Raw genomic sequence first — 25,853 nt, forward strand, 5'->3', positions numbered from 1 at the left:
TATTTTGATACTTTATGATTATTTAATTTACCCGTTATGGCGCATCAGTTGCTAAAGCCAACGCCTAACGTTGAGTAAATAGTCGGTGTATGCCACAGGATAGGCTTGAGACAAATGCGCTTCTTCAACTCGGATTTGGCGGACCAATGAAAGTACACCAACGAGCAGGCAAATTAGCGAAAAAACACTGGGCAGAGCCAGAAAAAAGCCTAATTGAGCCACCGCAATAGCAGTAAACATAGGATTGCGTGAAAAGCGGAAGAACCCCCGTGTAAGGAGTGTTCTAGGTCCTGTTGGGTCAACACCTGAGCGCCAATATTCGCCCATGCTCAAATGCACTATAATGGTTACAGTAAATCCAAGGGTCAGTAAAATATTGCCTGTCAGTAACACGCAAGGGACAAGCAAAAATGAGAATATGCCTAAGTAGTAATCAAGTGCGGGAAAACCCCACCTGAATAAGCAAACCATCCAAATAATGACTCGAAATAAACGAAAAAGTGTGTGATTCCACCAAGAAGTGCAAAACCGCTCTCCCGCAAACACTTGTTCGTTACCGCTTTTGTACTTTGCTACGGTGATCTTTACGGCATAAAAAAGTGCGACAAAGGTAAAGAAAACGGCAAGATAACCTCGCGTAAACTCAATTAGTATCAACGCCTGTCCAGATATTTCCATACATGCTTACACACTAAAAAATAGACTAAAGTGACAATGGTAAAGACCTATGCAGGAGGAAGCGAGCACTCATTTGTTGTCTAGCTTAGAAATACCAACTGCCGCTTAAGGAAAGCTCTGTATTGTTATGATGACTGATACCGAAACGAATATCGGTTGTCTTGGATGCAAACGTACTGACCTCACAGGTACTTTTTATTCTTTTGCGATAAGCATTGCTATCTATGCGGATCGGAAACACGATTTTACACAAGCCTTTGTACGCATCCGTTTGCCATAGAACACCCAAGATCGGTAATATCATAAAGCGTGTATCCAGTGAGTCAGGTGTTTGCATTCTGCCAACGGCCAATGCATAAAGCGTAGTATCCCCCATCGCAATTCCTTTACCGAAGCCACTTTCTAGGAAAAATTCATTGCTGACATCTGCTGGCCCTAAATAGTCACGTTCGTTACCCAAGCGCAGCTGCCACGCAATGCCTATATCACCAGGTAAACCAGTCGCACCGGTGTCGACCGTTTCTATATTTAGCAGATCGAGTTTACTCAGCGCCAAGTTGTCATCCGTTAAACGTACTGACAGCGCCGCCATTGATAATGCTGAGTTTGGTAAAATACCACCGCCACGGGCTAGCATGTCGTAGTAAGCAGGGCGAAACATAATCTCTGCGAAGCCTCCGTGGCCATTATTGTGCCCTAATGTAGTTCGCACCGTCGTGGGGTTCTGTCCTGTGTGCGGCAATACTTCAGTATGTGTGCTCCACTGCACTTTTTTGGCTGGTAAAACGATACGTGCGCGCTGAACATTCCTTTTAAGTGACTGCAGTTTGATATCATCTTTATTTAATTCTAGGCTGAAATTGACATAGTCGAGCAAAACGTCGAGTAACATCAGCTGTTGTTTCAATGACAAGGCATCAAGATAATTTTGGACTTCCACCAGCGTGCCTGCGTTATTAACAATGTCGCTTAGTGTCTCCTGCATCGTCACATCTAATTCAGCAAAATGTTGTCTGAACCGAGCTTGGCGAGAAAGAGTGTGCTCTACCTTTTGCACGGCGGGGTGACCTGAGATCGTTGTTGCTTGCTCAAGAGCCGAAAATACGCTGATGGGTAATACGAAAGGCCGCCTATTTGATATCAAGTCTTGCTCTAATACTAGCTCGAGCATTTTGGCAATATGATACGCGCAATTGCGGTGGGTAAAATAATATCGATACTCTGTGAAAAGCAACTCCCAAGCATGGGCAATCAATATTGTCTTTTCGTCAGACGTTAAGTTTAAGGTATATTGCCAAAGGTCACGCATTTCAACTTCGGCGTAGTTAATATTGTAGCGGTAATAGTGGTTGCTGCTGTACTTGGCGTCATATCCCCCCACTAACCCCTTTAAGATATAAGCTACTGGGTTTTCGTTATCAGGTACTTTCGCACCAAAATTCAAGCTATTGCTCAATAGATCTACTGAGAACGCTTCACTTTTCAATTTAAACAACAAGTGACCATAAAATGAGGCTGGATTACCCAGGTAACCATCGGCGTAAACAATACTCACCTGCTGCTTCGAGAGATCTCCTTGCCACTGTTTAAAATTGTCACACAAAGAAGGTACATGAACTACATCATAGCCCAAGGAACGCAAGTAAAGTGCTCTGGCTGGATAGCGGCATACTCGCTCATCGAATATTCTGTTAGATGGCGTTAATAGCGCTAAGCTGGCCACAAATTCGGCCTCGGGGTTATTTTTCCCCTGAGTACTTAGGAAAAAATCAGCGTTCTTTATTTCACTAATATGGCTGCTTGCAGAATAGTGAACGAGTTTCTGCCACGTACGCGATTGCCAAGGCTCTTGGGCGTTTACGCTAACGGTAAAAAAAAGGCAAAAAGTTAAAATAGATAAGGCAAGTTTCATGGGGCACTTTGAAACGGGCATCTATGATACCCGTTAACGAGGATGAATATGATTTAGCTAGCTGAACAAGCCGTTTCTGCAATATTGAACAATTGTTCTGCTTTCGCTGAATCACTTGCCACACTTGATAATACGTTCGTCGCTACTTCTGAACGAATTTCGCTCGCAGCAGTAGCATCACAGCTCATCATTGTCATCATTGCGGTCAAATGAGCGCCTTCACCTTGAACTATTTCATCTTCAAGTTGGCTATACGTTTCATTTATGAACATAGCAGTCTTGGTGCGCGCACCATCACAGCTGTCTTCTGATGCACTCGCAGACGTCACCGCGGTTGTCCCTAGATCCCAAATGATGTTTGAAATAGCGGCAGCTACACCGTTTTCAGGGAATATCATCGCGCCAATACCACATTGTTGCCAAGGGTTGAGCTTCTCTTCATCGGCTTGAACTGATGTAGTAGTTAGTAATAAAAGTGCTGCGGCACCAATAATTTTTTTCATTTTACTGTTTCCATTTTTTATAGTTATTTTCCTCGCGCGAGCGATACTTACATGTTTGTTACAAGTGAGCAACGCTTTCATCGCACAAGGGCGACAACAGCATATTTAATAAGCAATTCAGATAATTAGGTAACAAATAACAACTAAAAAAGAAAAGTGGTAACCTACCTAACGCAAATATTACGCGACAGGGATTTGCGCAGGGGGCGGGCATCATGCCAATCATTGTTGCTTTGCATAGCACTTAAATAGCATATTCAAAAGTAGGGAAACATCGTATTTGCTTGCTCGATATCCACTGATTTGCCGTGGCGATTGACGGTCCGGTATTTCCCTAACTTGGCTGGTTTGAGATAGCCAGCAAGTTGCTCTAAATCGTTTAATCGAACCCCTTGGCTGACCAAGTACGTTAAATAAGTATGCCTTAATACCTCACCAGAGAGCTGTTCTGGGTAAGGTAGCTCAGCATCATGCGCGGCGTTGATAATGAGTTGATTAAAATCTTCAATTGAAAGCGGGTTTAACCATAATAAATCATCTTCCTTTAGCCCTTCGCAAAGCTGTTCAAGGACAGTGATTAATTGACCAGCGAGTGGTATTTGCCGCGCATATGCACCCGTTATATTCAGCTTCGTTTTACCTATCATACAATCAGCTTTGGTAATTTGGCGCAGTTCAGTGGCATTGACACCGCTTAACATTAAACCGATAACGGCCTTAGCTTGCTTATTTGCAACCCCGTACAAGGCCTGACACTCGTCGGTTGTGAGTAAACGGATGTTTTCTTGCTGGCGTTGATGACTCTCTTGCGGTTGATGACGCTGCTGCTCGCCTAGGCGCAACGCTTGTGCCTTGGCCTCTAACTGCGCCTGATGAGCTCCCTGCAATTCTGCATAAGACTGGTCGCGTTGCTCACCGGGCAAAACCACAAAATTGGTGCTGCCTAAATTGGGTGAACTCCTACGCACAATAAAGCTAAATAATAATAATGCCGCTATAGCACATACAATGGCGGCAATGATGCTGATTAAAGTGTCTTGCCAATAGTTAGGACCCACAGGAAACTCTGGAGTAAAGGGCGGTTCGAGTATGCTTATTTTGGCATCAAACGGCTTAGATACTTCTTGTTCAACCAGCTGATTATTTAACGTTTTCGCCTGTAATTGTAGGTCTTTGAGGGCATCATCTAACCGTCGATACTCAGCTAATTTTTGATTAAATTGCTGCGCTTGATTTTGAAAGTCTGCTAATTGCGCTTGTAAACTCTTCACTTTGCCCACTGAAGCGGCTAAATTTCGCTGAGAATCCTGCAAGTATAAAAGCTGGCTGTCGGCTATTTGGTTTGCTAACTCTTCTTTCAAGGCTTTCGCTTTTTGTTGTTTGGCTACTACCTCAGGATCACGTTGCAGGTATTGCTGTGTGTATCGCTCTGACAGTGCTGACAGCTCTCCCTCTAGCGCTTGCAGTACAGCTCGGTTCGCATCGATACTTGGGCGATCCGTGGGGCGCTCAACTTGCTGACCACTTGCCAATGACGCGTTAAGACTGTCTAGCTCTGCTAGCGCCTGCGCTTTTTGCGCTTCAGCCTCGTCTAAAGAATTGCTCAATCCTTTGATTTTGTTAGGAATAATATTTTCATTACGCTCTAAAGAGATAATATTATTGGCCTCAGAAAACGCCTCTACTACGTGCTTCTGTTCAGTGATTTTTTGCTCTAATACCGCCAACTGCTGTTGGTACTGCCGTTCTTCGTCAGAGCCGTTACTCAGTTTTTCCCGCTCTAATAATGAGGTATACAACGACAACCATTGTTGCAAAACATCCTCCAGTAAATCAGGAGTCGGCCCTGTGGTTTGCAAGGTGATTATCTTGCCTGTTTCACTAGCCGTCGCACTAAGCATATTTCGTAACTGCTGAACATTAAGATCAATTAAATGGTCTTCTCGCAGCTTAGTTGATAACGCCTGTAAAGTGCTGTTGCTGGTCAAACGTTTCTGGTTAAGGCTAAGTTGCTGCTGGGCTATATAATCAAGCTCTTCAGCATTTTGCGAGGTGTAAGCAAAATGCATAATCGCCTGGCTTTGATACTCAGGCGCTCTGGTCCAAATAAAGAGATTGGCCAAGATCATCACACAAAGAAACGTACCTACGAGTACTTGCCATCGCTTGGTTTGGATTTTTTGTTGCTCTTGCGCAGCGATAGGGTCGTAACCACCGTTTGGCATAGTGGGAATATAATCAACTTTGTTAAAGGGCATTGCACGATTCCATTTAGCGCTGATACGAAGAAGAAATAGAAAAAATAGCGGATCTTAGGATAAAACGTATCAACTTACTGCCTATCATATTGAGTCTAACTAGGTTTACCGCTGATTAAAACATGACGCAAGACTCAGCCACTACTAAAAAATTAATTCGCTTGAATTTTAATCGATATGATCGTGACTTATAAGGGATCTGGTGCGGGCTTTAGGCAATGTGCAGCAGGTTTTGGGTGGTGAATCGTGCATTGTGGGTAAACTAATCTCAGCGTGCTATCACAACAACGGTCCGTCAGCGCGCAGTAAGAAAACCAACTTGGCGCGCTGACTTGTTCAGTGCTTTTCCCGCTATATTGAGTGCGTTAAGACTTTATTGAGTGCGTTAAGATTTAGACAACCCGGCAAAAAACGCTTGGCTCTCAGTTAAAATACGCTCTGTTTCTTGCGGCTCAGGTTGCGTCGACCAATCTCCTGGTTTGAAAGTACCGCCTAAGATCATGTAGTCGTTACGCGAAAACATATACAGCGGGCCCTTGCCACTGCCACCGCCTACAGTAAGAAAATCTACAGCTGGGTCTGGTGGGAGCAATATCAACTGGCCTTTTGCAGGGGTAATCCCTTCATCACCGAACAAGGCGCGTGAACCTAAACCGGTGCAGTTGAATACGACGGGCTCTTGTAACCCATGTATTTCGTCTTGATCTTTAAAGTCACGGATCACAAATACACCACCAGCAACTCTGACGTCTTGAATCAAGCGACGCAAGAAAGTCCCAGTCTCCACCAACATAGTAGCTGATACAGTACAGTAATTTGTAGTAAAAGGATGCTCACCAGGGCCATAGGTCTGTCTATAGGGGTAAAACTGACTAAATGGACTATCCGCCGTCGGGAGGGTGTCGCTTGCAGTATATAACTCTGTCCATTTTATCGCGTAGTCGTCGCCGACCATACGAGCAAAGGTTTCATGGGATATTTGCGCTGCAAGTTGCAATTGCAATTTAAATGCAGCCGAAGATACCATCGGGTCATGCACGCTGAACGGGCCCCATTCACCACCTGCGACTTGCGATGTGGTGTGCCGTGCCATTTCTTTGGTATAAATGGTTACGCCCCAGCCTGCTTCTTGCAATAATCTGGCTGTAGTGAGCCCCATAACACCGCCACCAATGATGGCTGCTTTTTTACTCTTAGCGTTACCCACGTAAGTGTTTTTGACTTCACTGACCGCTAATGCAGAAGAGCCCCAAGATAGGGTAACGCCACCGCCACCATGTCCATAATTGTGCACCAGGGTTTTATCACCGAAAGGTTCGCTTGTAACCACAAAGCCTTCGGCTCTGTAAGGTCTATGGCCAACAATTTCAGTGATAATATTATTGGCAGATATTCTCGGTGCCACCATGGGTTTTCGAGAGAATGGACGCTCAAAGCCTTTGTTTGCCGGTGTTTGCGTACAACCGGTTAGCGAAGCAGCGACCGCTCCGGCCCCCAGACCTTGTAAAAAATGTCTACGCTTAAGTGCTCGGTGCAACATGTATTCCTCTCAGTTTTTTGTCTTTTTCGCACCAGCGCCCACCGCAAATTAATGCATGGGATGGCAAGAAATACTGGCTTAAGCCACCCTAAGCAAAGTGCCTGCCAAAAACCAAAGACGATTGAAAGTTGTTCGTGGTAAAGCTAAGACGCAAGAACTACTCACTTTTAGCGTAAAGCAATCATTACCGCACGTTAGCGCTAAGAAGCAGGAAGCAGGAAGCAGGAAGCAGGAAGCAGGAAACTAGGATTGAAAAGCGATGAAAGTATTAATGCGTTAGTTGAAGACGCTTTTTGCCCATTGAATAAAGTCGGCGGTGACTTGATGGCGATTGATTTCGCTTAACAATTCGTGGCGTCCGTCTTGGTAGAATTGATGTGTGACCTGGGTTAACCCCTGTTTTTGATAGGCGTTTAGTAATCGCTGAACGCCTTTGCCTTTTTCACCGACGGGATCATCAGTGCCTGAAAACACATAAATCGGCAGGGTCTTATTTATTTTTTTGAGGGCGTGCTCAGACGCTATCGTGCCTAATGCGGTAAACATGTCGTTCCAAGTTTGGGTAGAACATTCAAAACCACACTGAGGGTCAACGATATATTTGTCGACTTCAGCCTCATCTCTAGAGAGCCAGTCAAATTCAGTCCGATTGGGTTTGAACGCTTTATTGTATGCACCAAATACCATGCTCAAAATGACGGGGCTATGCCCAGTAGCCCCTAGCCTGCGCCGCTCAAATCGCGCTAACATCTGCCCCACCTTAAGCAATGCGCCCACTGGCCCATTGGTTGCCGATAGGGCCGCGGCAGAAATCGTATCACCATAACGCACCATATAATCCTGGGTCATAAATGAGCCCATGGAATGACCGAGTAAGATAATCGGAGTATTAGGTAGGCGCCGTTGAATGTGTTGATTAACCACGGCTAAATCATTCACCGCTTTATGCCAACCGTCTTCATCCGCCATGTGCCCCAGTTCGCGATCCTTTAAAACTGACCGGCCATGCCCTCGGTGATCGTTCGCTATCACAGCGAAACCTGCTTCATTCAGCGCCAACGCAAACCGCTCGTATCGCAGGGCATGTTCACTCAAACCGTGAGCAATGTGTATCACTGCCCGCACGTTACTGACAGGTTCACTGTCTGCAGGCTCGCTTCCTACTGGCTTAGCACTGGCAGCCGAAACGCTAGTGGGCAGCCACTGATAACAACTCAGTGGCAGACCATCACTACCAGTAACGCTAAATGTTTGCATCGTCTCTCCAGAAAAGCCTTACATTGCGACGCCTTAAAGGTCTTAAGGCGACGATACTTTGTAGGCCTAGTGAGCTAAGTCAAAAAACATAGTCCAACGTTCAACAGCCCCTAGTGCAAGTCTTCTTCCCATAGTATGCCCTCACCACGGTCTTCATCAAATAACCAACTATAGTGGCACTCTACATCACTGCGCTTAACCTTAGTGGTGGCTGTCAGTAAATCGTTCTCTACTGTCCAACCATGGCTACACACCATAATGAAATCGAGTTTTTGATGACTTTCTAACTGACTATTCACTTTCGCTAGCGTGTCTTGCAGAGATTTAATCACTTCACTTGATTTACGCTTGCACGACTGATTAAGCACCACCATGGCCACTGGTTGCTTTTGTCCCGCTCCAAGCACACACGCTTGCTCCACATTTAAGTTAGCAAAAAGCAGGCTTTCAATAGGCACTGGCATCACATACTTGCCTTTTGCTGTCTTAAACTGCTCTTTAATGCGCCCCGTGATTTTGTAGGCACCTGTCTCTGTAATGGTCGCCACATCGCCCGTTCTAAACCAACCGTCAACGAAGTTCTCTGCTGTGGCTTCTGGGTCGTTATAGTATTCGTTAAACACCAAATCACCACGGATAAGAATTTCACTGTCAGGAGAGAGGGTCATTTCAATATTGGGCATAGGTTTTCCAATTGTGCCCAAGTCTTCATGACTAAAAGGCATATTGCCGCTGGCAAGACCTGTAGTTTCCGTCATACCCCACCCTTCGTTGATTGGAATACCCAAACGGTGATACCAGGCCAAAACAGATTCAGACATAGGCGCAGCACCTGAGCCAAAGGTACGGGCCTTGTGTAACCCGAGTTTTTTGCGAATTTTACTGGCGACCAATTTGCCAATAATTGGCAATTTGAGCATTTTATCTAGCTTTTCAGCGCCTACTTGGCTGATGACCTGAGCCTGAAATACCGACCATAAGCGTGGCACCGACGAGAACCCTGTAGGGCTCGCGTGCTGAATATCAGCCACGAATGTTTGTAGGTTTTCAGTAAAATACACCTCGACTTTACAGCGCACAAATACCGCCACTAAGCTGCGCTCGGTAATATGCGCCAAAGGCAAATAACTGATTGAGCGATCACCGTCTCTAATCTCAAAGAGCTTGATGACGTTGTCCGCCGCAGAAGAGAAGTTTTTATGACTCAATACCACCCCTTTTGGCAAAGACGTGGTGCCCGACGTGTAAGAAATCGTCGCCAAATCGTCATGACTTGGCAGATATGGATCCTCAATAGGTTCAAATGCTGTTAGCCAATCATTCCACTTTTCATGGCATTCAACCGTGGGGTAAGGAAAAGATATACTCAATAACGTACTAGGAATAGCCGCTTTGGCTGCATCGAGATTATCCAATTTTCCCACGAATATCGCTTTTGCGCCGCTGTGATTAATCACGTGCTCGATAATATTCACCCCAGCGGTGGCATAAATCGGCACACTGACCATCCCCGCCATAGCAATGGCGAAGTCAGCGATGATCCACTCAGCACAGTTTTTCGACATAATGACAATACGATCGCCTTTTTCGAAACCTTGAGCGCGTAAGCCTTGAGCAATGCGCTTGGCCTGCTCAGTCACTTCGGCCCATGTGTAGGTATGCCATTGGCGGTCGATTGGTTGATGGAACATGGGCTTATCAGGGTGCGCTTCGTTACCTGCAAATAAGCTATGCAGTACCGTTGTATTGTCCATTAACTACTCCTATATCAATAATTTAGAACCTACGGCGCATTACCCAAAATATGCCGCCACGTCCTCATGTTAGTACGACTACCGACCGGTGAATTTCGCTTTACGCTTAGCTAAAAATGCACTACTGCCCTCTTTGGCATCTTCACTGTTGGCACATATTTTTTGTAATTTGGCTTCATGGTCAAACGTATCACTCAAGTTACTTTGCGTAGCAACATGTAACGCCTCTTTAGCGTAACGCAATGCTAATGGCGCTTTAGTACTGAGTTCGTTAGCCAGTGCCATAGTTTCATCGAGTAGTGCAGCGTTTGGTACAACACGATTACACAGTCCTAGTTGTAAGCACTCCGTTGCACTTAATTTGGTACCCAGCGCGATCAGCTCATAAGCGCGTTTGCGCCCCACCGTTTGCGCAAGATGCCAAGTAGCGCCACCATCAGGTATTAAACCAATGGCGCTAAAAGCTTGATAAATATAGGCATTCTCGGCCATGACAGTTAAATCGCATGCCATAGCGAACGCGCTACCAATGCCTGCAGCTGCGCCATTGACGGCGCTAATCCAAGGTTTTGGTGCCTGCGTTATCGCCATCAAAGCGGGTTTATATTCTTGTATCAAGCCCTGCTCTACATCTAGCTCATCAGGCATGACTTCATTTAAATCGGCGCCTGCACTGAAGGCTCTGCCTTCCCCCATCAGCACCACAGCTCGTATGCTATCGTCGGCATTGACCTTGTTCGCGGCTTCACGAAAGGATTTACGCTGACTATCATCAAAAGCATTTAGTTTATCGGGGCGATTAAAGCAAATGACGGCAACGCTGCCGTGGATAGAAGTGGTGACAGATAAGGCTTCGGACACAATATTTGCTCTCTACTCGAAATGGCTGGTTTAGTATCTTCACAGCGCCTCCCTATCGTTACCGCGGAAGAACGCGGTGGATAGGGATGGCACGAATGACATGAACCATGCCACCAAGTTAGCAAAAAGGTAAATTGAATCTAGCTATGGAGGACCATATTCAGATGTTATAGAAGTGTTAATATGCTACTAAGAAAGAGTTTAACAGCATTTTTGAGCCGCCTTTCATCCTAAATACGGCTTAATCTATACATGCTGTTACAAAGATGCCGCTGCGCGCGATGCTTGATCGTATAAACCTGACATTGAACGCAATGTAGACGCCAGTTTAGCTAATTCTTGTTGGTCGATATCGAGCATACCTAGCCCATCAAGTAAACATCGCTCACGAACGCGACCATACTCCTCACAAGCCAGTTTACCCTTGTCAGACGTGGCGTAAAAAATCTCTTTACCACGCTTAGTGCCGATGACTAACTCAAGCTTTAGCAACTTTTTAAGCGCGTAATTCACTGTGTGGGTATCAATGATATTCAGCATAAAGGCTATGTCGTTCAAGCGCTTTTCGCGCCCTCGATGATTGATATTGTGCAGTATCAAAATATCTAGCACCGCCAACTCACCAATACCGGCTGCATTAGCGCAGCGCACCATCCACTGTGAAAACGCGTTGTACACCACCGTCATACCATATTCGACTTCAGATAATGGCCAATTTCCATCACTGGCCAAATGCTCAGAGGAGACGATTTTTCTCTGGTTATCCGTGCTTTGGGTATCAGAGCGCTCGACGTCAGTTCGTTCGCGATCAGCAGCTTCAGCTGTGCCCTTAGTCGTTTCATCTTTATCGCTCATCGTTACTCTCCTTGCCCAGTGGTATCTGCCTTTTTACCTTGCGTCTTTTTGTCTGCTCTCTTTTTGGCTTCTCTCTTTTTGTCTTCTATCTTTTCGTCTACCGTTTTTTTATCAGTCGTTTTATCAAAAACGCTGCCAAACCCGCCGCCAGTAGGTGTTTGAATAACCACCACATCATTTACTTGTACTTGGGTTTCACCGTTGCCGGTCAAATCTAACCATTTCTGGCCGTTACGCTCAATCCAGTTATACCCAAGTTCACCTGAATCCCCCCCATTAACACCGGCTAGCGGGACTTCCCGATGGCCAGACAATATTGCACACTGCATCTGCGCTAAAAAGCGAATGCGTCTTTCGATACCGTCACCCGCATCCCATTGGCCTTTGCCGCCCGAACCTCTGCGTACGATAAACTTGTCCAACAATACGGGGTAACGAGACTCTAGAATCTCAGGATCCGTCAAGCGTGAGTTTGTCATGTGGGTATGCACTGCCGCTGCGCCATCAAAACCAGGACCAGCAGGGGCGCCAGAGCAAATGGTTTCATAATATTGATATTTCGCATTACCGAACGTCAGGTTATTCATAGTGCCTTGGCTCATGCCGAGCACACCCAAAGCCCCGAACAATGCGTTAGTCGCCGCTTGGCTGACTTCTACGTTACCGGCAACCACTGCCGCGGGGTAAACGGGGTTAAGCATTGACCCCTCTGGCACAATAATGCTGAGTGGACGCATGCAGCCTGCATTTAACGGAATGTCACTGTCGACCAGGCAGCGAAATACGTAAAGCACAACGGCTTGCGTAATCGCCCCAGGCGCATTGAAATTATTCGGCTGCTGGGGACTCGTGCCAGTAAAATCGATGCTGGCACTGCGATTAGCGTGATCCACTGCTACTTTCACGCAAATATGTAAGCCGCCATCCATTTCGTAGCGGTACTCGCCGCCTTGTAGAGTGTCTATGGTGCGCCTTACGCTTTCTTCAGCATTATCCATAATATGTTGGGTGTAGGTGTTCACTACACCCAAGGTGTGTTCATCGACTAGTTTAAGTAACTCTTGATAACCTCGGCGATTAGCGCCGATTTGAGCCTGTAAGTCGGCCACATTCTGGTTGAAATTACGTACCGGATAAGTCGCACCTTGCATCAATGCTTGCAGCTCGTCATGCAGAAAGCGCCCCTTTGAGACCAACTTCATGCACGGGATCACCACGCCTTCTTCAATAATAGTTTTAGCCTTCGGTGACATAGAGCCTGGTGCGATACCACCTATATCTGCGTGATGCGCGCGGCTGGCCACAAAGAACACTACGTTTTCTTTCTGCTGATCAAAGATAGGGGTGATTACCGTCACATCAGGTAAGTGAGAGCCGCCGTTAAAAGGATCGTTGTGAATAAACACATCACCTACTTCAATACTCAGGCCGCTCTGAATAAGCACTTTCACCGTGGCATCCATCGACCCCAAATGCACCGGAATATGTGGCGCATTAGCAATTAGCTGACCCTGCACGTCAAACACGGCGCAGGAAAAGTCCAATCGCTCCTTGATGTTGACCGAAGATGACGTATTGCGCAGCACTATACCCATTTGCTCCGCTATCGACATAAACTGGTTATTGAAGATTTCCACCAGCACAGGATCGCTTTTCTCATGACTAACCGCTGGTGTATTTTGGGTGTCGCTGTTTTCCAAGGCGTCGACTGCACTCTTTTTCAACACCAAATGCTTGTGCTCGGTCATGCTTGCAAGCCAATTTGGCTCCACAATAACGGTGCCATTGTCCTCTATAATAATCGCCGGGCCTTGCACTTGATGACCTGGCAGCAACTCAGCTAGCGAATAAATAGGCGTGTTGTGCCACGCTCCTCCTGAAAATACTTGGGTCGTGTACTGGGCATCAGGCACGGCTGATTCAGCAAGAGGATAAACAGGCTCATTAATATATTGCCCCCCACCCGCAGACTCCATAGAGATAGACTCAACGATGATGGCTTTATCAGGGGAGATGAAGCCATATTGAGCTGCGTGTTGAGCTTCGAAGTCTTGCTGCATTTGATCAATAGCGGCTTGGCTTATTGGCAGAGTCGTATCGGTGCCCTGATAACGTAAAAATACCGTGGCGCTATGGCTTTGCTCGGCATCATCAATTCCTTGATCTTTAAGCTCCTTACTGGTGTGCGCTTTTAAACGAGCAAAGGCAGCATTGAGCGCCTCAAGGCCGCTGGGATCCATCACTTTTTGAAAGGTTTCCGTGCGTTGACTGCGGATATCCGCCAGACCCATACCATAAGCCGACAAAATACTAGAAAAAGGATGAATAAAGATAGTTTGCATGCCCAAGCGGTCTGCTACTAAACACGCATGCTGGCCGCCTGCGCCGCCAAAACAGGTTAAGGCGTATTGCTGCACGTCGTAGCCACGCTCAATGGAAATCTTTTTGATCGCTTGCGCCATATGTTCAATGGCTATGGTCAAAAAGCCTTCAGCCACTTGTTCTGGGCTGCTTTGCGTGCTTTGTTGTTGGGCAATCTCTGCAAAGGCAGCTTTAACGGCCGCATCATCAATAGCTTGGTTGTGCTGGGGCCCAAATAATTTAGGGAAGAAGCGCGGGTCAACTTTGCCCAAGCACACGTTGGCATCGGTCACGGTTAACGGCCCGCCATTTCGATAAGACATGGGGCCAGGAAATGCACCCGCTGATTCCGGTCCTACGCGAAAGCGTTGCTCATCAACGTGTAATATTGAACCACCGCCTGCGGCTACCGTATGCACGCTCATCATGGGTACACTCATGCGCACACCAGCCACTTGGGTTTCAAAGGCGCGTTCAAAATCCCCTGCATAATGAGAGACATCCGTAGAGGTGCCGCCCATATCAAAACCGATGATTTTATTAAAACCGGCTAATTCGCTAGTGCGCACGGCCCCGATAATGCCACCAGCAGGGCCAGATAAAATCGCGTCCCGGCCCTGAAATTTACTCGCTACGGTTAAACCGCCGGATGAGCGCATAAACTGCAAGCGCTTGCTATCACTACTCACCGATTTTGCTTCAACCATAGCAGTGCTTTCATCGGTACCAGCACTTGTTTTTGAACTTGTGTCTGCGCCTGTCTCAGCGCCAATTGCTGCCCCAACTCGTTGCACATAACGACGTAAAATAGGCGATAAATAGGCATCAACCACTGTGGTATCGCCTCTTGGTACAATACGCACCATGGGGCTTACATCGTGACTGGTACTGATTTGGCTAAAACCAATTTCTTTGGCAATCGTCGCAATTCGTAATTCATGCTCGGGAAATTTATACGCATGCATTAATACTATGGCGACCGAACGAAACCCTGCCTCATAGCGCTGCTGAAGTTCTTGGCGCACAGTCTCCTCGCATAGTGCGACTAGCTCGTTTCCCTGATCGTCGAAACGCTCAGACACTTCGATAACGTCTTGATACAACACTTCAGGTTTTTCAATGTTTAAGGCGAAGGTTTTTGGACGCACTTGATAGCCTATTTCGAGCACATCCCGTAAACCTGCAGTGATAATAAGCACGGTGGGCTCGCCCTTGCGCTCTAGCAACGCATTGGTAGCCACGGTTGTGCCCATTTTCACGCTGCTAATTAATTGATTCGGGATAGGCGCAGTGGGCTCAACATTTAGAAAATCACGAATACCTTGCAAAGCAGCGTCTTCGTAAGCCGTTGGATTTTCAGACAGCAGCTTTCTTGTTAGAAACTGACCTTGGGGTGTTTTCGCTACGATGTCAGTGAACGTACCGCCCCTGTCGATCCAAAAATCCCAGCGCTTGGCGTCTGAGCCATTTGTATCAGATGAAGAATGAAGGTTAGGTATCGATTGCTCACTGGCAGTGCGCGTCATATTTTTTAATTCCTTTGCGAAACGAAGTAGAAATGTACTTAACGTCAATCTAACCACACAATGATAATTTATCAATATTTTGTAGATATATTGTTGATAAGGGTTTTTTATGTTGCTAAGTTGACACAGCAACAAAGCTAATGGGTAAGCTCGTCTACCATTGAAAATGCTTAATTTAATTAGATTCGCTGAAGCGAGCACATAGGAAATACCTGATATGCCGTCATTAAATTTTTTTAAGAATGTCGGGCCCGGCGCCTTAGTCGCCGCTGCCTTTATAGGCCCGGGCACGGTCACTGTGTGCACATTAGCCGGAGCGAATTTTGGATATACCTTGTTGTGGGCATTACTGTTCGCCACTGTCTCAACCATTATTTTCCAAGAAATGTCTGGGCGCTTGGGCACCATAGCGCAAAAGGGACTGGGTGAAGCGCTACGCGATAGCTTGCAATATTCGATGTGGAAATGGCCTCTGTTTGCCCTGATTGCCATGGCGCTTTACGGTGGCAATGCCGCATACGAGGCGGGCAATTTATCCGGGGCGGCGCTTGGAGTGAGTGCGATATTGGATGAGCCAAACGACACTATGTTTACTTGGACCATCGTTCTTATCACGCTTGTCGCAGCGTTAGTACTTTGGCGAGGCAGTTACAAACAGGTAGAGCGCTTGCTTATGGTGTTAGTGCTTTTTATGGGCGTGGCATTTATCAGCACGTTTATTGTCAGCCAGCCTGATTTAGGCGCCTTTTTCCATGGTATGTTCACCCCGACCCTGCCGGATGATAGTTTAATTACTGTGGTCGCCTTAATCGGCACGACCGTTGTGCCATACAACTTATTTTTACACGCCTCTGCAGCAAAGGCGCGCTGGCAAGGTGAAGCGGATTTGCCTGCTGCCCGCGCTGATTCAGTGGTCTCTATCGGTTTAGGTGGCTTGGTGGCAATGTTCATAGTATCTACGGCCGCTGCGAGTTTATTCTCTCGCGGTTTAGGGGCGAATAGTGCAGCGGATATGGCGATTCAGCTGGAGCCTTTGTTTGGCAGCTTTTCTAAGTATCTATTGGGTGCTGGATTATTAGCTGCGGGCCTGAGCAGTTCACTGACCGCCCCATTGGCAACAGCCTATGCCATCACTGAAATCGTTAACCCAAACGCCAAAATGAAAGAAAAAATATTTCGCGGTATCAGCTTAAGTGTGCTGGCAGTGGGAATGGTCTTTGCGCTAAGTGGGGCTAAACCAATCAATATCATTATTGGGGCTCAGTTTGCCAATGGTTTGTTGCTCCCCATCATTGCTGCCTTCTTACTTTACACCATGAATAACAAGGCACTTTTGGGTAAATACACCAATGGCATTGTGGCCAATAGTTTGGGCGTAATCGTATTTTTAGTGTCGCTGGGGTTAGGCGTACGCTTGGTTCTAAAATCACTGTCTGTGATGTGATAACGACATGCGTGTAGCGCGCTATCTTACGTGCACAAAAAAAGGCGCTAAGCGCCTTTTTTAAAAACTAAATGATATAGCAACAAGTTACTCGTCTTTCGGGGCGTACTTGTCTTTCATCAAATAAGCAAACGCGGTATTAAACGCAGTTTCTTGAAATACTTTTAGGCCAGTCTCAGCATACGGGATGTGTACAGGGTTACGTCGTAAAGATTCTTTGATATCCGTGGGTGACATGATCACCACGTCTAAATCAGGGATAAGTTCAATCGCCGCTTCCAATTTGAAACCCACTGCACCACCAGCAAATTTGCCTTTCATGGGGCGCTGGCGAATAACCACTTTGTCCACTTGGTAATCAGCCATTAGCTTAGCGAAGGTCTGCTGAAAATAGCGCAAATCACTGGCGCTATTAATGTTGGTTAATGTGAGTCGACGGCTACGAAAATCCGGCAGTTGGAACACCTCATCCGCCAAAGACAACAAACACACATTTACATCATTACTGTTTAATTCAACACCACAAACTTTCATATATCACCCAACTTATTAAGACCGGCGCAGTATAACGCAAAATTAAGGCTCGTTAACCCTGTTTGGTATAACGCGCTAAAAATTCATCATGAGATAACATTTGCCCTAAGGGTTGTTGTTTGGCTGTTTGTATTTTCTGCATGACTGCGAGTAATTCTTTTTTGCTAGGCACGTTAGCCGCGGGGTGATACCCCTGAGGCTCAATGCCTTGACCTAGCATGACTTGTAACCAAGAAGCATCTCTGAATATATCGAGAGGCTCGTTAAAGATAGCCCCTGAACTTTTGAATAGAGCGATTTTTTGTTTTAACCGCTCTGGTATGGGCATTTCCCGCCTGTCTTTCCAAAAATCTGAATCATTTCGTTCATTTACATGATAATGCAAAATAATAAAGTCAGCGATAGTGGCAAATTCGGCCTTGGACTCTTCATTGTAAGCATCGATCACACTTTGCTCGATCGTCTCGTTCGGAAACATTTTTAATAATCGCACAATAGCAGATTGAATAAGGTGAATACTGGTAGATTCTAATGGCTCTAAAAAGCCACTTGAGAGACCAACTGAGACAACATTTTTGTGCCATTGCTGAGTTGTTCTTCCGGTTTGAAACTGTATTTTGCGTGCTTCATCCAAGGGTTTGCTGTCTAAATTACTCATCAAGGTTTGATGGGCATCTTCATCGGATAAATACGACGAACTGTATACAATGCCGTTGCCGTTTCTGTGCGTTAGCGGAATACGCCACTGCCAACCTGACGCATGGGCAATACTGCGAGTGTAAGGTAATGTGCGCTCAAAGCGTTCGCTGGGTACAGCTAATGCCGTATCCGCTGGTAAATAGTCTTTCCAGCTTTCAAATTCGACCCCCATCGCTCCTTTGATTAGCAAGCCTCTTTGGCCGGTGCAATCAATGAATAAATCGCCCTCTATTTGTTGGCCGCTATGTAACTGCAAGCCGGTAATGAAACCCGACTGCTCGTCACGCTGCACATGCTCTATTTTCCCTTCTATTCGGGTTACCCCCGCATTTTCGGATAGTTTGCGCAAGTACTGACCATACAAACCAGAGTCAAAATGATAGGCATATTGCATTTCGTATACTGGGTTTTGGGTATTGATTTTATTGAATTTTTGCTGTTCACAGCACAGATAATTTAAATCGAAATTCCACAGAGGTGTTGTCATGCCTGCTTGCTTGGCGCGCAGCCAATAATGTTGAAAACTGCAAAACCCCATGTTCGTACCTGGCGCACCAAACGTATGGTAATAGCTCTCATCTTTGACTCGCCAGTTTTCGAATTTTATCGCCAGTTTGATTGTCGCTTTCGTTTCTCGTAAAAACTCTTTTTCGTCTAAACCTAAATAAGTGTTAAATGTGTGTATGGGAGGAATTGTCGCTTCGCCAACCCCTATGATGCCAATCTCTTCGGATTCAACTAATACAACCTCCACCTGCTCTTTTAAAACCTTACTGAGCATGGCAGCGGTCATCCAACCTGCCGTACCACCACCTGCTATGACTACTTTGCGTATTGGCGCTGCCATATTCCACACCCTATAAATTTACAGTGACTTATCATACCATTCCACGTTAATAAGTGAGCACTCAGCGAGAGTTTAAAAGAATTGGTATCATACTCATGTTTATGCATTAAATGCACAATCTGACGCATAAAAAAGGCCCCAACAGTTAGCAAACTGAGGGGCCGAGTAGCAGTGTTTTAATTAATAAAACGCGTAGTTAACGTTAACCATATAAGATGGGCCAAATTGACGACGAGCCGTTACGATACCGTTGGTATCAACTGTTTCCTCATCCACGTCAGTCAAGTTGGTGCCTTGCAATGAAACACGTAGCCCCTTGAGATAATCAATATCGGAGTTTTCGAAGTCGTAGCTAATTTGTGCATCGACTAGGGTTACGCCGTTACGCTGGGCCGTTTCAATTTTATTTGAGCCACCACGTTGATACGTAGAGTAATCAGAGCGATCGGTACCGGCGACACGTATTTCAAAACCGTCCATGGCATAGTAGGCAGTCAATGAATAAGTGCGATCAGATTGACCAACAAGCGGTGAACCATCATCTAGTTCTGCATCAATGAAAATAGCCGATGCCGCAACACCAAAGCCATCTAGGCTGTCACTGAAAATGTTGAATGGTACATTACCTGTCAATTCAATACCCTTTACTTCTCCTTTGAGGCCATCTTCAAAGAATGAATAGGTGCCGTAATCAGGCGGAGTGATTAAATCGCCTTCATTGTAGAAAACCCCGGCAGGATCATGCTCACCCGTGAACACAGCTAATCTGTCGTGGAAACCAGGAATGTAGTAATCAGCACCGTCGTTTGTTTCGTCGTTTCTGAAGTTAATCAGTGAGCTATCACCACTGCTTTCTTGGGTTAGATTAACAAGATCTTTGTAGAAAAGAACTGCTGATAAGTACCCTTCATCTTCGAAGTAATGCTCGAACGACAAATCAAAGTTGTTGGATTCTAGTGGGCGCAACTCAGGGTTACCAGCAAATTTAGACCAAGGTGAACCGTAGTCATTGACCGCCTCAATTGTGTTAGGAATAGCGATAAGCGTAATGTTTTGGTCAAACTTCACGAAGCTTGATGCTTTCATTTGATCTATACGCGCTCGGCTAATCGCTTTGTTCGCAGCAAAACGAACGAATTGATTGTCACCAACCTCCACACTGACGTTTAAGCTAGGCAGTACATGGCTGTACTCATCTCCCCCAGAAACAACGCATGATTCATCAATCTGTTGATCGTTATCGTCGTCACACACTGCAAAGTTAGCCCCAACAATACCGTTATAACCGGTAGAGGACTGATCCGTTTGTACGTATTGCAGACCCACGTTACCCATTACCGGGAAGTCAGCAATCTCGGTATTAAAATCGACTTTCGCGTAAATAGTGGTAACTTCTTCCTCTACTACATAGGTGTCGCCTAAACGGTCTGGTTCAAGTAAACCTGCATCATTATATTGATACTCACCATCGTTGTATGGAGCAAAACCGTCGTATGCAACAACTTCACCTAAGCCAGCCCACGTTAAGTCGGCTAATCCGTTGTACACATATTGAGAAGGAATGGCATCAGAGAAAGGATATGAAGAGGCCGTTACGAAAAAGCCTTTGTTGTCTTTGCTCTTATAGCGGTCGCTGTAATTAATACCCGCGGTGACGGTATGGAAAATATCGCCGTCGAGTAAGCCAACCACTTCAAACTTGTAGGTGGTTAACTCTTCTTCGAAATCAGCATAATTTAAAAAGCCATCTTGGGCTTGAACATAACTGTATGGGTCACCATTAGCCATCAATTCTGTTGTTGCAAAATTATCTGCAAGGTTTTTCAAACCGCCGCCCCAAGCTTGCGGCCCAGTTAATTGAAGAGCGCTTGGGTCTGAGAATGCCTCTAAGCCCGTCGAACCGGTAAAGTAGATGCCGTCTTGGCTCATCTCGAATTCACGTGTACCAAATTGAGATGGGTCAGTAGCGTCTAATGCACCATTACGAGCAAGGCCAGAATATGACTCCCCTTGTAGGTCGCGCTTTGTTGATTCACTTCTTGCTACATCAAGTTTAACCGACCAGTTGTCGTTTACGTGATATTCCACGTTTAAACCATAAACAGATAAATCCCCGTCTTTCTGCTTAGGATTGTTAATCAATACAGAGTTTGCGTTAATCTGCGTACCTGTGGTGTTGAAGCCTGTACCTGTTACGTTTGTGGCTTCAAAAGGTTCGACAAAACCGCGAATAATACCTGAGTCAGAGAAGCTGATATCCAACGCATCAATAACGATATTTAAGCTATCATTAGGTTGGAACTGCAACACGGCAGAAACAGTGTCACGGTCGAGCACTTGGCTTTGCACATTGGTATCCAAGCCTGATGGTAATATATGGCCATCTTCATTAGGTGGGTTGTATCCCCACACACCAAATTTACGCTGGTTATTAGGTGATTCAGTGGTCGCCAATGCCACCGCTAAACCAATAGTATCGTCGGCAAATTTTTCAACGAATGATAGTGATAAACGATGGCCTTTATTATCAAATTCAGGGTTGTCTGAGTCACGGCCAGCAAGCTCATAAACACCATTAACCGTTAAAGTTTCTTGAGCTTGAAGAGGACGCACAGTTTGTAAATCAACTGTACCGCCAATGCCTTGCACCATCAACGCCGCATCTGTTGTTTTATAAACGGTAGCACCTGTCATGATCTCTGACGGATACAAGTCGTATTCTACACCGCGGTTGTCGCCAATGCCGATTAACTCGCGGCCATTTAATGAGGTACCAGTGAAATCTTCTTTAAAACCACGGATAGAGATACCAGAGGTACGCCCACCGACTCTTTCACCAGACATACCTGGCAAACGCGCTAATGACTCTGCGATAGAGGAGTCTGGTAATTTACCAATGTCCTCAGCTGAAATGGCTTCTACGATTGAAGTATTCTCCATCTTTACCGCTTGAGCGCGGATAAGCGAACCTCGAATACCTGAGACTGAGATGACTTCTACATCCTCAGCTTGCGCAGCTTCCTGTGCAAAAGAGACGTTGGAATACATAGCCGTTGAGACAGCGATAGACAACAAGGCTGGTTTAAAAAAGTGTGTGTTCTTCATGTGTTACCCCATTATTTTGTTTTACAACGCACTCAATCAAAGCATGGTTGAATAGACGCTGTAATACGGTTAAAAGCCGACCAGCTCGCTGGTTGCCTAATATTTGTTGAACTTTTAATACCACATCGAAATTCGATGCTTATTCATTACCAAGCGATAAAGCGGCTCAGTTTTCTAAATAACGTTTCAGTTAGCTGCAATATGGCTATGGCTTAGCGCCATATTCTGCTTCTTCAACCGTGGCTAAACGGCCTTCTGTCGGATTGAAAATGAAGTTGAGTAATAAGCCGATAAACAATATGCAGGAAAAACCTGTTGCAACAATAAACCCGTATTTTGCGTCCCCTCCGTTAGCATCACTGACCATGCCCATAATGAAAGGCCCAGCAGCAGCACCGGCAGCAGTGAAAAACAAGATGACGCCCGCAACGGTGCCATGTTCGTTTTTAGCAAAACAACAAATTCCTTTTGAATTGAAGGTTGGATAAATTACCGACATGAAAATACCGGTCAGAGGAAAAAGATACAAAGCGACGCTCTTACCGCCCAACAAGCCGCCCATGAAGCACAGGGTGATCGCCAGGCTAAATAACATCAACACTAGGGCCCAGTTAAAGTGCTGCATCATCCAAATGCCCACAAACCGGCCGACGGCTCGCAGTGAAAAGAAAACAGACACTGCATACACAGCAAGCATTTTTTCGGGACCGCTGGTGTAACAAGAAAATGCATCTGAGATATTGACCGCGTCACATACTAGGTAACTTGGCATCCAAACGTAGATGGCGCTCTCAGCGGCGACATACAAAAAGGCTCCGATAGAAAACCCCATAGCGTACGGGTTTTTAAGCAATTTCAGACTACTCATGAAATTAACCGGCTTGTGGGTTTTAGCAGCAGGCACATGCTCCGGATAATCGACTTTCCACGCCATTAAAATAAGCAAAGTACACAAACCACCAGCAAGAACATAAAGTAATTTCCAGTCAACTCCTTCTCGGACCATCCAGGCAACAATCAGCGGCCCAATAATCGCCCCAACACCGAAAAACGCTTCAGCGCCGTTCATGGTGCCAGTGTGCTCTTTTGTAGAGCGAGAAATATCGCCAATAAGTGCCAAGGCTGCTGTTTTGAAAACACCAACCGCTAAGCCAGACAGAGTAATGAGACCTAAAATAAATTCGAAGCTATTACCGACTAGAAATAAGTAACACGATAAAGCAAATAAGGACAAACCCAATATGATGGTTCTCTTTCTGCCAAACTTGTCAGCCAAGAAACCCAAAAACAACCCCGAGAATGCGATACCAATCATGAACAACGAATGCATCAAACTCGCCTCTGTATTTGAGACGTCAAATTCTCGTTTTACTTCTTTAATGATCTCTCCCACCGAGTCAGACGTCATAGCAAACATCATGAACATCAAGTAGGTGAGCCAGCGAATAAGCGAAGCATTGCTTGAATTTGAAACATTTTTCACTGCTTATTTCCTTTAAAGTAAAACGTTTGCCTCTAGAGACACGCTTGTGAATAAGTCGCCAATATGCTTTTACCTTAGCCCATTAACAATAAATAACCGCAAATGTTAACGTTGATTAGCAAACAACAACTTAATCGTTTAAGATGATGTAAAACGAAATTAACAAATAAATTTAATTTTGTAAACACTCTGTAAAAAATAAAGCGAAAATCATTTACACTGGGTGACAAACGTACTATTAATCACATAACATTTTAACTTAATCGTTTTAGACAGTTTGAGTACCATGGATATAAAACTTGAAAGTAAACGCACCTTAACGCGTATTTTAGACGGCTTAGATTTAAGCGCTATGCCCAAACATGACCAAGCTATATTTATCAGCCGAATGAATGAGCAGTTTCCTCGACTATTCTCGCTACTCATTGATATTTACGGTCACAGGTATGATTTTTTCTACTACCTGCAACAGCTGACACAAACCTTGGCCAACGGCTTTAGTAAGCGCTCGAAGGCGCAAAAGGCAAAAGATCAAGCTAGATTGGCCGATCCTCATTGGTATCAAGATAAAAAGATGTTGGGTATGGCGTGTTATGTAGACTTGTTCGCGGGCGACCTTAAAGGACTCAAACAGAAGATCCCTTACTTAGTTGAGACCGGCATCACGTATTTGCATTTAATGCCTCTATACGATTCTCCCAAGGGAGATAGTGATGGTGGCTATGCCGTATCAGATTATCGAAAGGTCAATAAGTCACTTGGCACAAATAACGATCTTGAAGCATTATCGATAGCACTCGCTGATGCCGGCATCAGCCTCGTATTGGATTTTGTGTTTAATCACACCTCGGATGAACATAAATGGGCAGTCGCGGCCAAGTCAGGAGACGAACACTTCCAAGATTACTATTATATGTTTGATGACAAACGTATTCCTGACGAGTATGAGCAACATCTAAGAGAAATATTTCCTCAAGTTCGTCGAGGCAATTTCAGTTGGAATTCAGATGCCCATAAGTGGGTTTGGACGACATTCAACAATTTTCAATGGGATCTAAACTACACTAACCCCGCTGTATTTAATGCCATCACTGACGAGATGCTCTACCTAGCCAATCTTGGATGCGAAGCGCTGCGCTTAGATGCGTTAGCATTTATCTGGAAAGAAATGGGTACCAACTGTGAGAATCAAGATAAAGCGCACAGCTTGATCCAAGCATTCAACAGTTGTTTGCAAATCGCTGCTCCTGCAGTGGTCTTTAAGTCTGAAGCCATAGTACATCCTGATGAAGTCTTGAAGTACATCGACAAACAAGAATGCCAGCTGTCTTACAACCCCTTACTTATGGCACTTATCTGGAACACGCTGGCCACCAGAGACACGCATTTATTGACTGAATCTATGCAGAAAAGCTTTGAAATATCTCCTGACTGCGCCTGGGTGAATTATGTTCGTTGCCATGACGATATTGGCTGGACATTTGACGATGCGGTAGCCCAACAACAAGGCGTAAACGGTTATGACCATCGTCGCTTCCTAAATCAATTCTACACCGGGCGCTTCGATGGCACGTTTGCCACGGGCGTTGCCTTTGGCGAAAATCCCAGCAACGGTGACTGCCGTGTTTGCGGCTCTTTGGCTTCGCTTGCCGGGTTGGAGCAAGGCCTACAAAAAAATAACGATACACTGATTAACCATGCTATCGCGAGAATACTATTGGTTCACAGCATTATCTTAAGCATCGGTGGCATTCCGCTTATTTATTCTGGGGATGAGTTGGCCTTACTGAATGATTACAGCTACGAACAAGACGAAAGCAAAAAACACGATGAGCGTTGGGTGCAAAGAATTGCCGTGACGGACGCGGACATTCAAGCCAGTAAGAAAAAAGACACACCGCAAAACCGGGTGACTAATGGTTTGCAAAACCTCATAGCGTTGCGTAAACGCCACAACGTATTTGGTCAAGCCGCCACGGGTATTATCGATACTCATCAAAGCGCACTATTCGCCTATCAACGCTCAGCAAAAGATGGCACCAGATTGTTAGCTATTTGCAATTTCAGCGAGCATAAGCAACAGATATCAAGTACTACTCTGGGTTTAGGTAGTGGTGATGTTTGGCACGATTTGCTTTCTGAGGTACGGGTTTCTCCGGCCCCCCAAGAGCTTGAACTTGCACCTTATCAGGTGATGTGGCTACTTAATGCTCAACCTGTTTAATAGAACTGAGCA

The 25,853-nt window shown here is 45.6% G+C and carries 16 protein-coding genes; 2 read left to right on the plus strand and 14 right to left on the minus strand.

The window, feature by feature from the left end:
• Positions 1 to 51: 51 nt before the first annotated feature.
• The 10 genes from AC0L6N_RS17410 to AC0L6N_RS17455 form a co-directional block, all read right to left on the minus strand.
• Positions 52 to 678: a methyltransferase family protein gene (locus AC0L6N_RS17410; protein ID WP_473476352.1), complete on the minus strand. Its 627-nt coding sequence runs from the start codon at positions 676 to 678 to the stop codon at positions 52 to 54.
• 85 nt (positions 679 to 763) lie between these two features.
• Positions 764 to 2,590 (minus strand): Lnb N-terminal periplasmic domain-containing protein, encoded by a 1,827-nt coding sequence (locus AC0L6N_RS17415; protein WP_473476355.1) that lies wholly within the window; start codon positions 2,588 to 2,590, stop codon positions 764 to 766.
• Between the two features lie 53 nt (positions 2,591 to 2,643).
• Positions 2,644 to 3,093 carry a DUF3015 family protein gene (locus AC0L6N_RS17420; protein WP_041714108.1) on the minus strand — a complete coding sequence of 150 codons (450 nt, stop codon included), beginning with the start codon at positions 3,091 to 3,093 and terminating at the stop codon, positions 2,644 to 2,646.
• Positions 3,094 to 3,350: 257 nt separating this feature from the next.
• Entirely contained in the window at positions 3,351 to 5,351 is a 2,001-nt protein-coding gene (locus AC0L6N_RS17425) for a tyrosine-type recombinase/integrase (protein WP_473476356.1), read from the minus strand.
• Between the two features lie 385 nt (positions 5,352 to 5,736).
• Entirely contained in the window at positions 5,737 to 6,891 is a 1,155-nt protein-coding gene (locus AC0L6N_RS17430) for an FAD-dependent oxidoreductase (protein WP_473476358.1), read from the minus strand.
• Between the two features lie 276 nt (positions 6,892 to 7,167).
• Complete coding sequence (locus tag AC0L6N_RS17435; protein WP_473476360.1) at positions 7,168 to 8,148, minus strand: lysophospholipase; 981 nt, start codon at positions 8,146 to 8,148, stop codon at positions 7,168 to 7,170.
• Between the two features lie 110 nt (positions 8,149 to 8,258).
• On the minus strand, positions 8,259 to 9,902 hold the full coding sequence (locus AC0L6N_RS17440) for an AMP-binding protein (protein WP_473476362.1): 1,644 nt from the start codon (positions 9,900 to 9,902) through the stop codon (positions 8,259 to 8,261).
• Positions 9,903 to 9,980: 78 nt separating this feature from the next.
• Positions 9,981 to 10,763 carry an enoyl-CoA hydratase/isomerase family protein gene (locus AC0L6N_RS17445; RefSeq protein ID WP_473476364.1) on the minus strand — a complete coding sequence of 261 codons (783 nt, stop codon included), beginning with the start codon at positions 10,761 to 10,763 and terminating at the stop codon, positions 9,981 to 9,983.
• Positions 10,764 to 11,021: 258 nt separating this feature from the next.
• Positions 11,022 to 11,618, minus strand: coding sequence for a winged helix DNA-binding protein (locus AC0L6N_RS17450; protein WP_473476366.1), 597 nt, complete (start codon positions 11,616 to 11,618; stop codon positions 11,022 to 11,024).
• Positions 11,619 to 11,620: 2 nt separating this feature from the next.
• Entirely contained in the window at positions 11,621 to 15,505 is a 3,885-nt protein-coding gene (locus AC0L6N_RS17455) for a hydantoinase B/oxoprolinase family protein (protein WP_473476368.1), read from the minus strand.
• Between the two features lie 217 nt (positions 15,506 to 15,722).
• Here AC0L6N_RS17455 and AC0L6N_RS17460 point away from each other — a divergent pair, with 217 nt between their 5' ends.
• Positions 15,723 to 16,949 carry an Nramp family divalent metal transporter gene (locus AC0L6N_RS17460; RefSeq protein ID WP_473476371.1) on the plus strand — a complete coding sequence of 409 codons (1,227 nt, stop codon included), beginning with the start codon at positions 15,723 to 15,725 and terminating at the stop codon, positions 16,947 to 16,949.
• 87 nt (positions 16,950 to 17,036) lie between these two features.
• On the opposite strand, the gene AC0L6N_RS17465 is transcribed toward AC0L6N_RS17460, so the two are convergent.
• The 4 genes from AC0L6N_RS17465 to AC0L6N_RS17480 all read right to left on the minus strand — a co-directional run bounded on the left by AC0L6N_RS17465 (position 17,037) and on the right by AC0L6N_RS17480 (position 23,560).
• Positions 17,037 to 17,483 carry a DUF3010 family protein gene (locus AC0L6N_RS17465; protein ID WP_011576526.1) on the minus strand — a complete coding sequence of 149 codons (447 nt, stop codon included), beginning with the start codon at positions 17,481 to 17,483 and terminating at the stop codon, positions 17,037 to 17,039.
• A 52-nt stretch (positions 17,484 to 17,535) separates the two neighbouring features.
• Positions 17,536 to 19,029 (minus strand): tryptophan halogenase family protein, encoded by a 1,494-nt coding sequence (locus AC0L6N_RS17470; protein WP_473476373.1) that lies wholly within the window; start codon positions 19,027 to 19,029, stop codon positions 17,536 to 17,538.
• Between the two features lie 180 nt (positions 19,030 to 19,209).
• Entirely contained in the window at positions 19,210 to 22,134 is a 2,925-nt protein-coding gene (locus tag AC0L6N_RS17475) for a TonB-dependent receptor (RefSeq protein ID WP_011576528.1), read from the minus strand.
• A 205-nt stretch (positions 22,135 to 22,339) separates the two neighbouring features.
• Positions 22,340 to 23,560 carry an MFS transporter gene (locus tag AC0L6N_RS17480; protein WP_473481372.1) on the minus strand — a complete coding sequence of 407 codons (1,221 nt, stop codon included), beginning with the start codon at positions 23,558 to 23,560 and terminating at the stop codon, positions 22,340 to 22,342.
• Positions 23,561 to 23,903: 343 nt separating this feature from the next.
• Here AC0L6N_RS17480 and AC0L6N_RS17485 point away from each other — a divergent pair, with 343 nt between their 5' ends.
• Positions 23,904 to 25,841 carry an amylosucrase gene (locus AC0L6N_RS17485; protein ID WP_473476375.1) on the plus strand — a complete coding sequence of 646 codons (1,938 nt, stop codon included), beginning with the start codon at positions 23,904 to 23,906 and terminating at the stop codon, positions 25,839 to 25,841.
• Positions 25,842 to 25,853: the final 12 nt, after the last annotated feature.

The organism is Paraglaciecola sp. G1-13 (genome assembly GCF_055809255.1).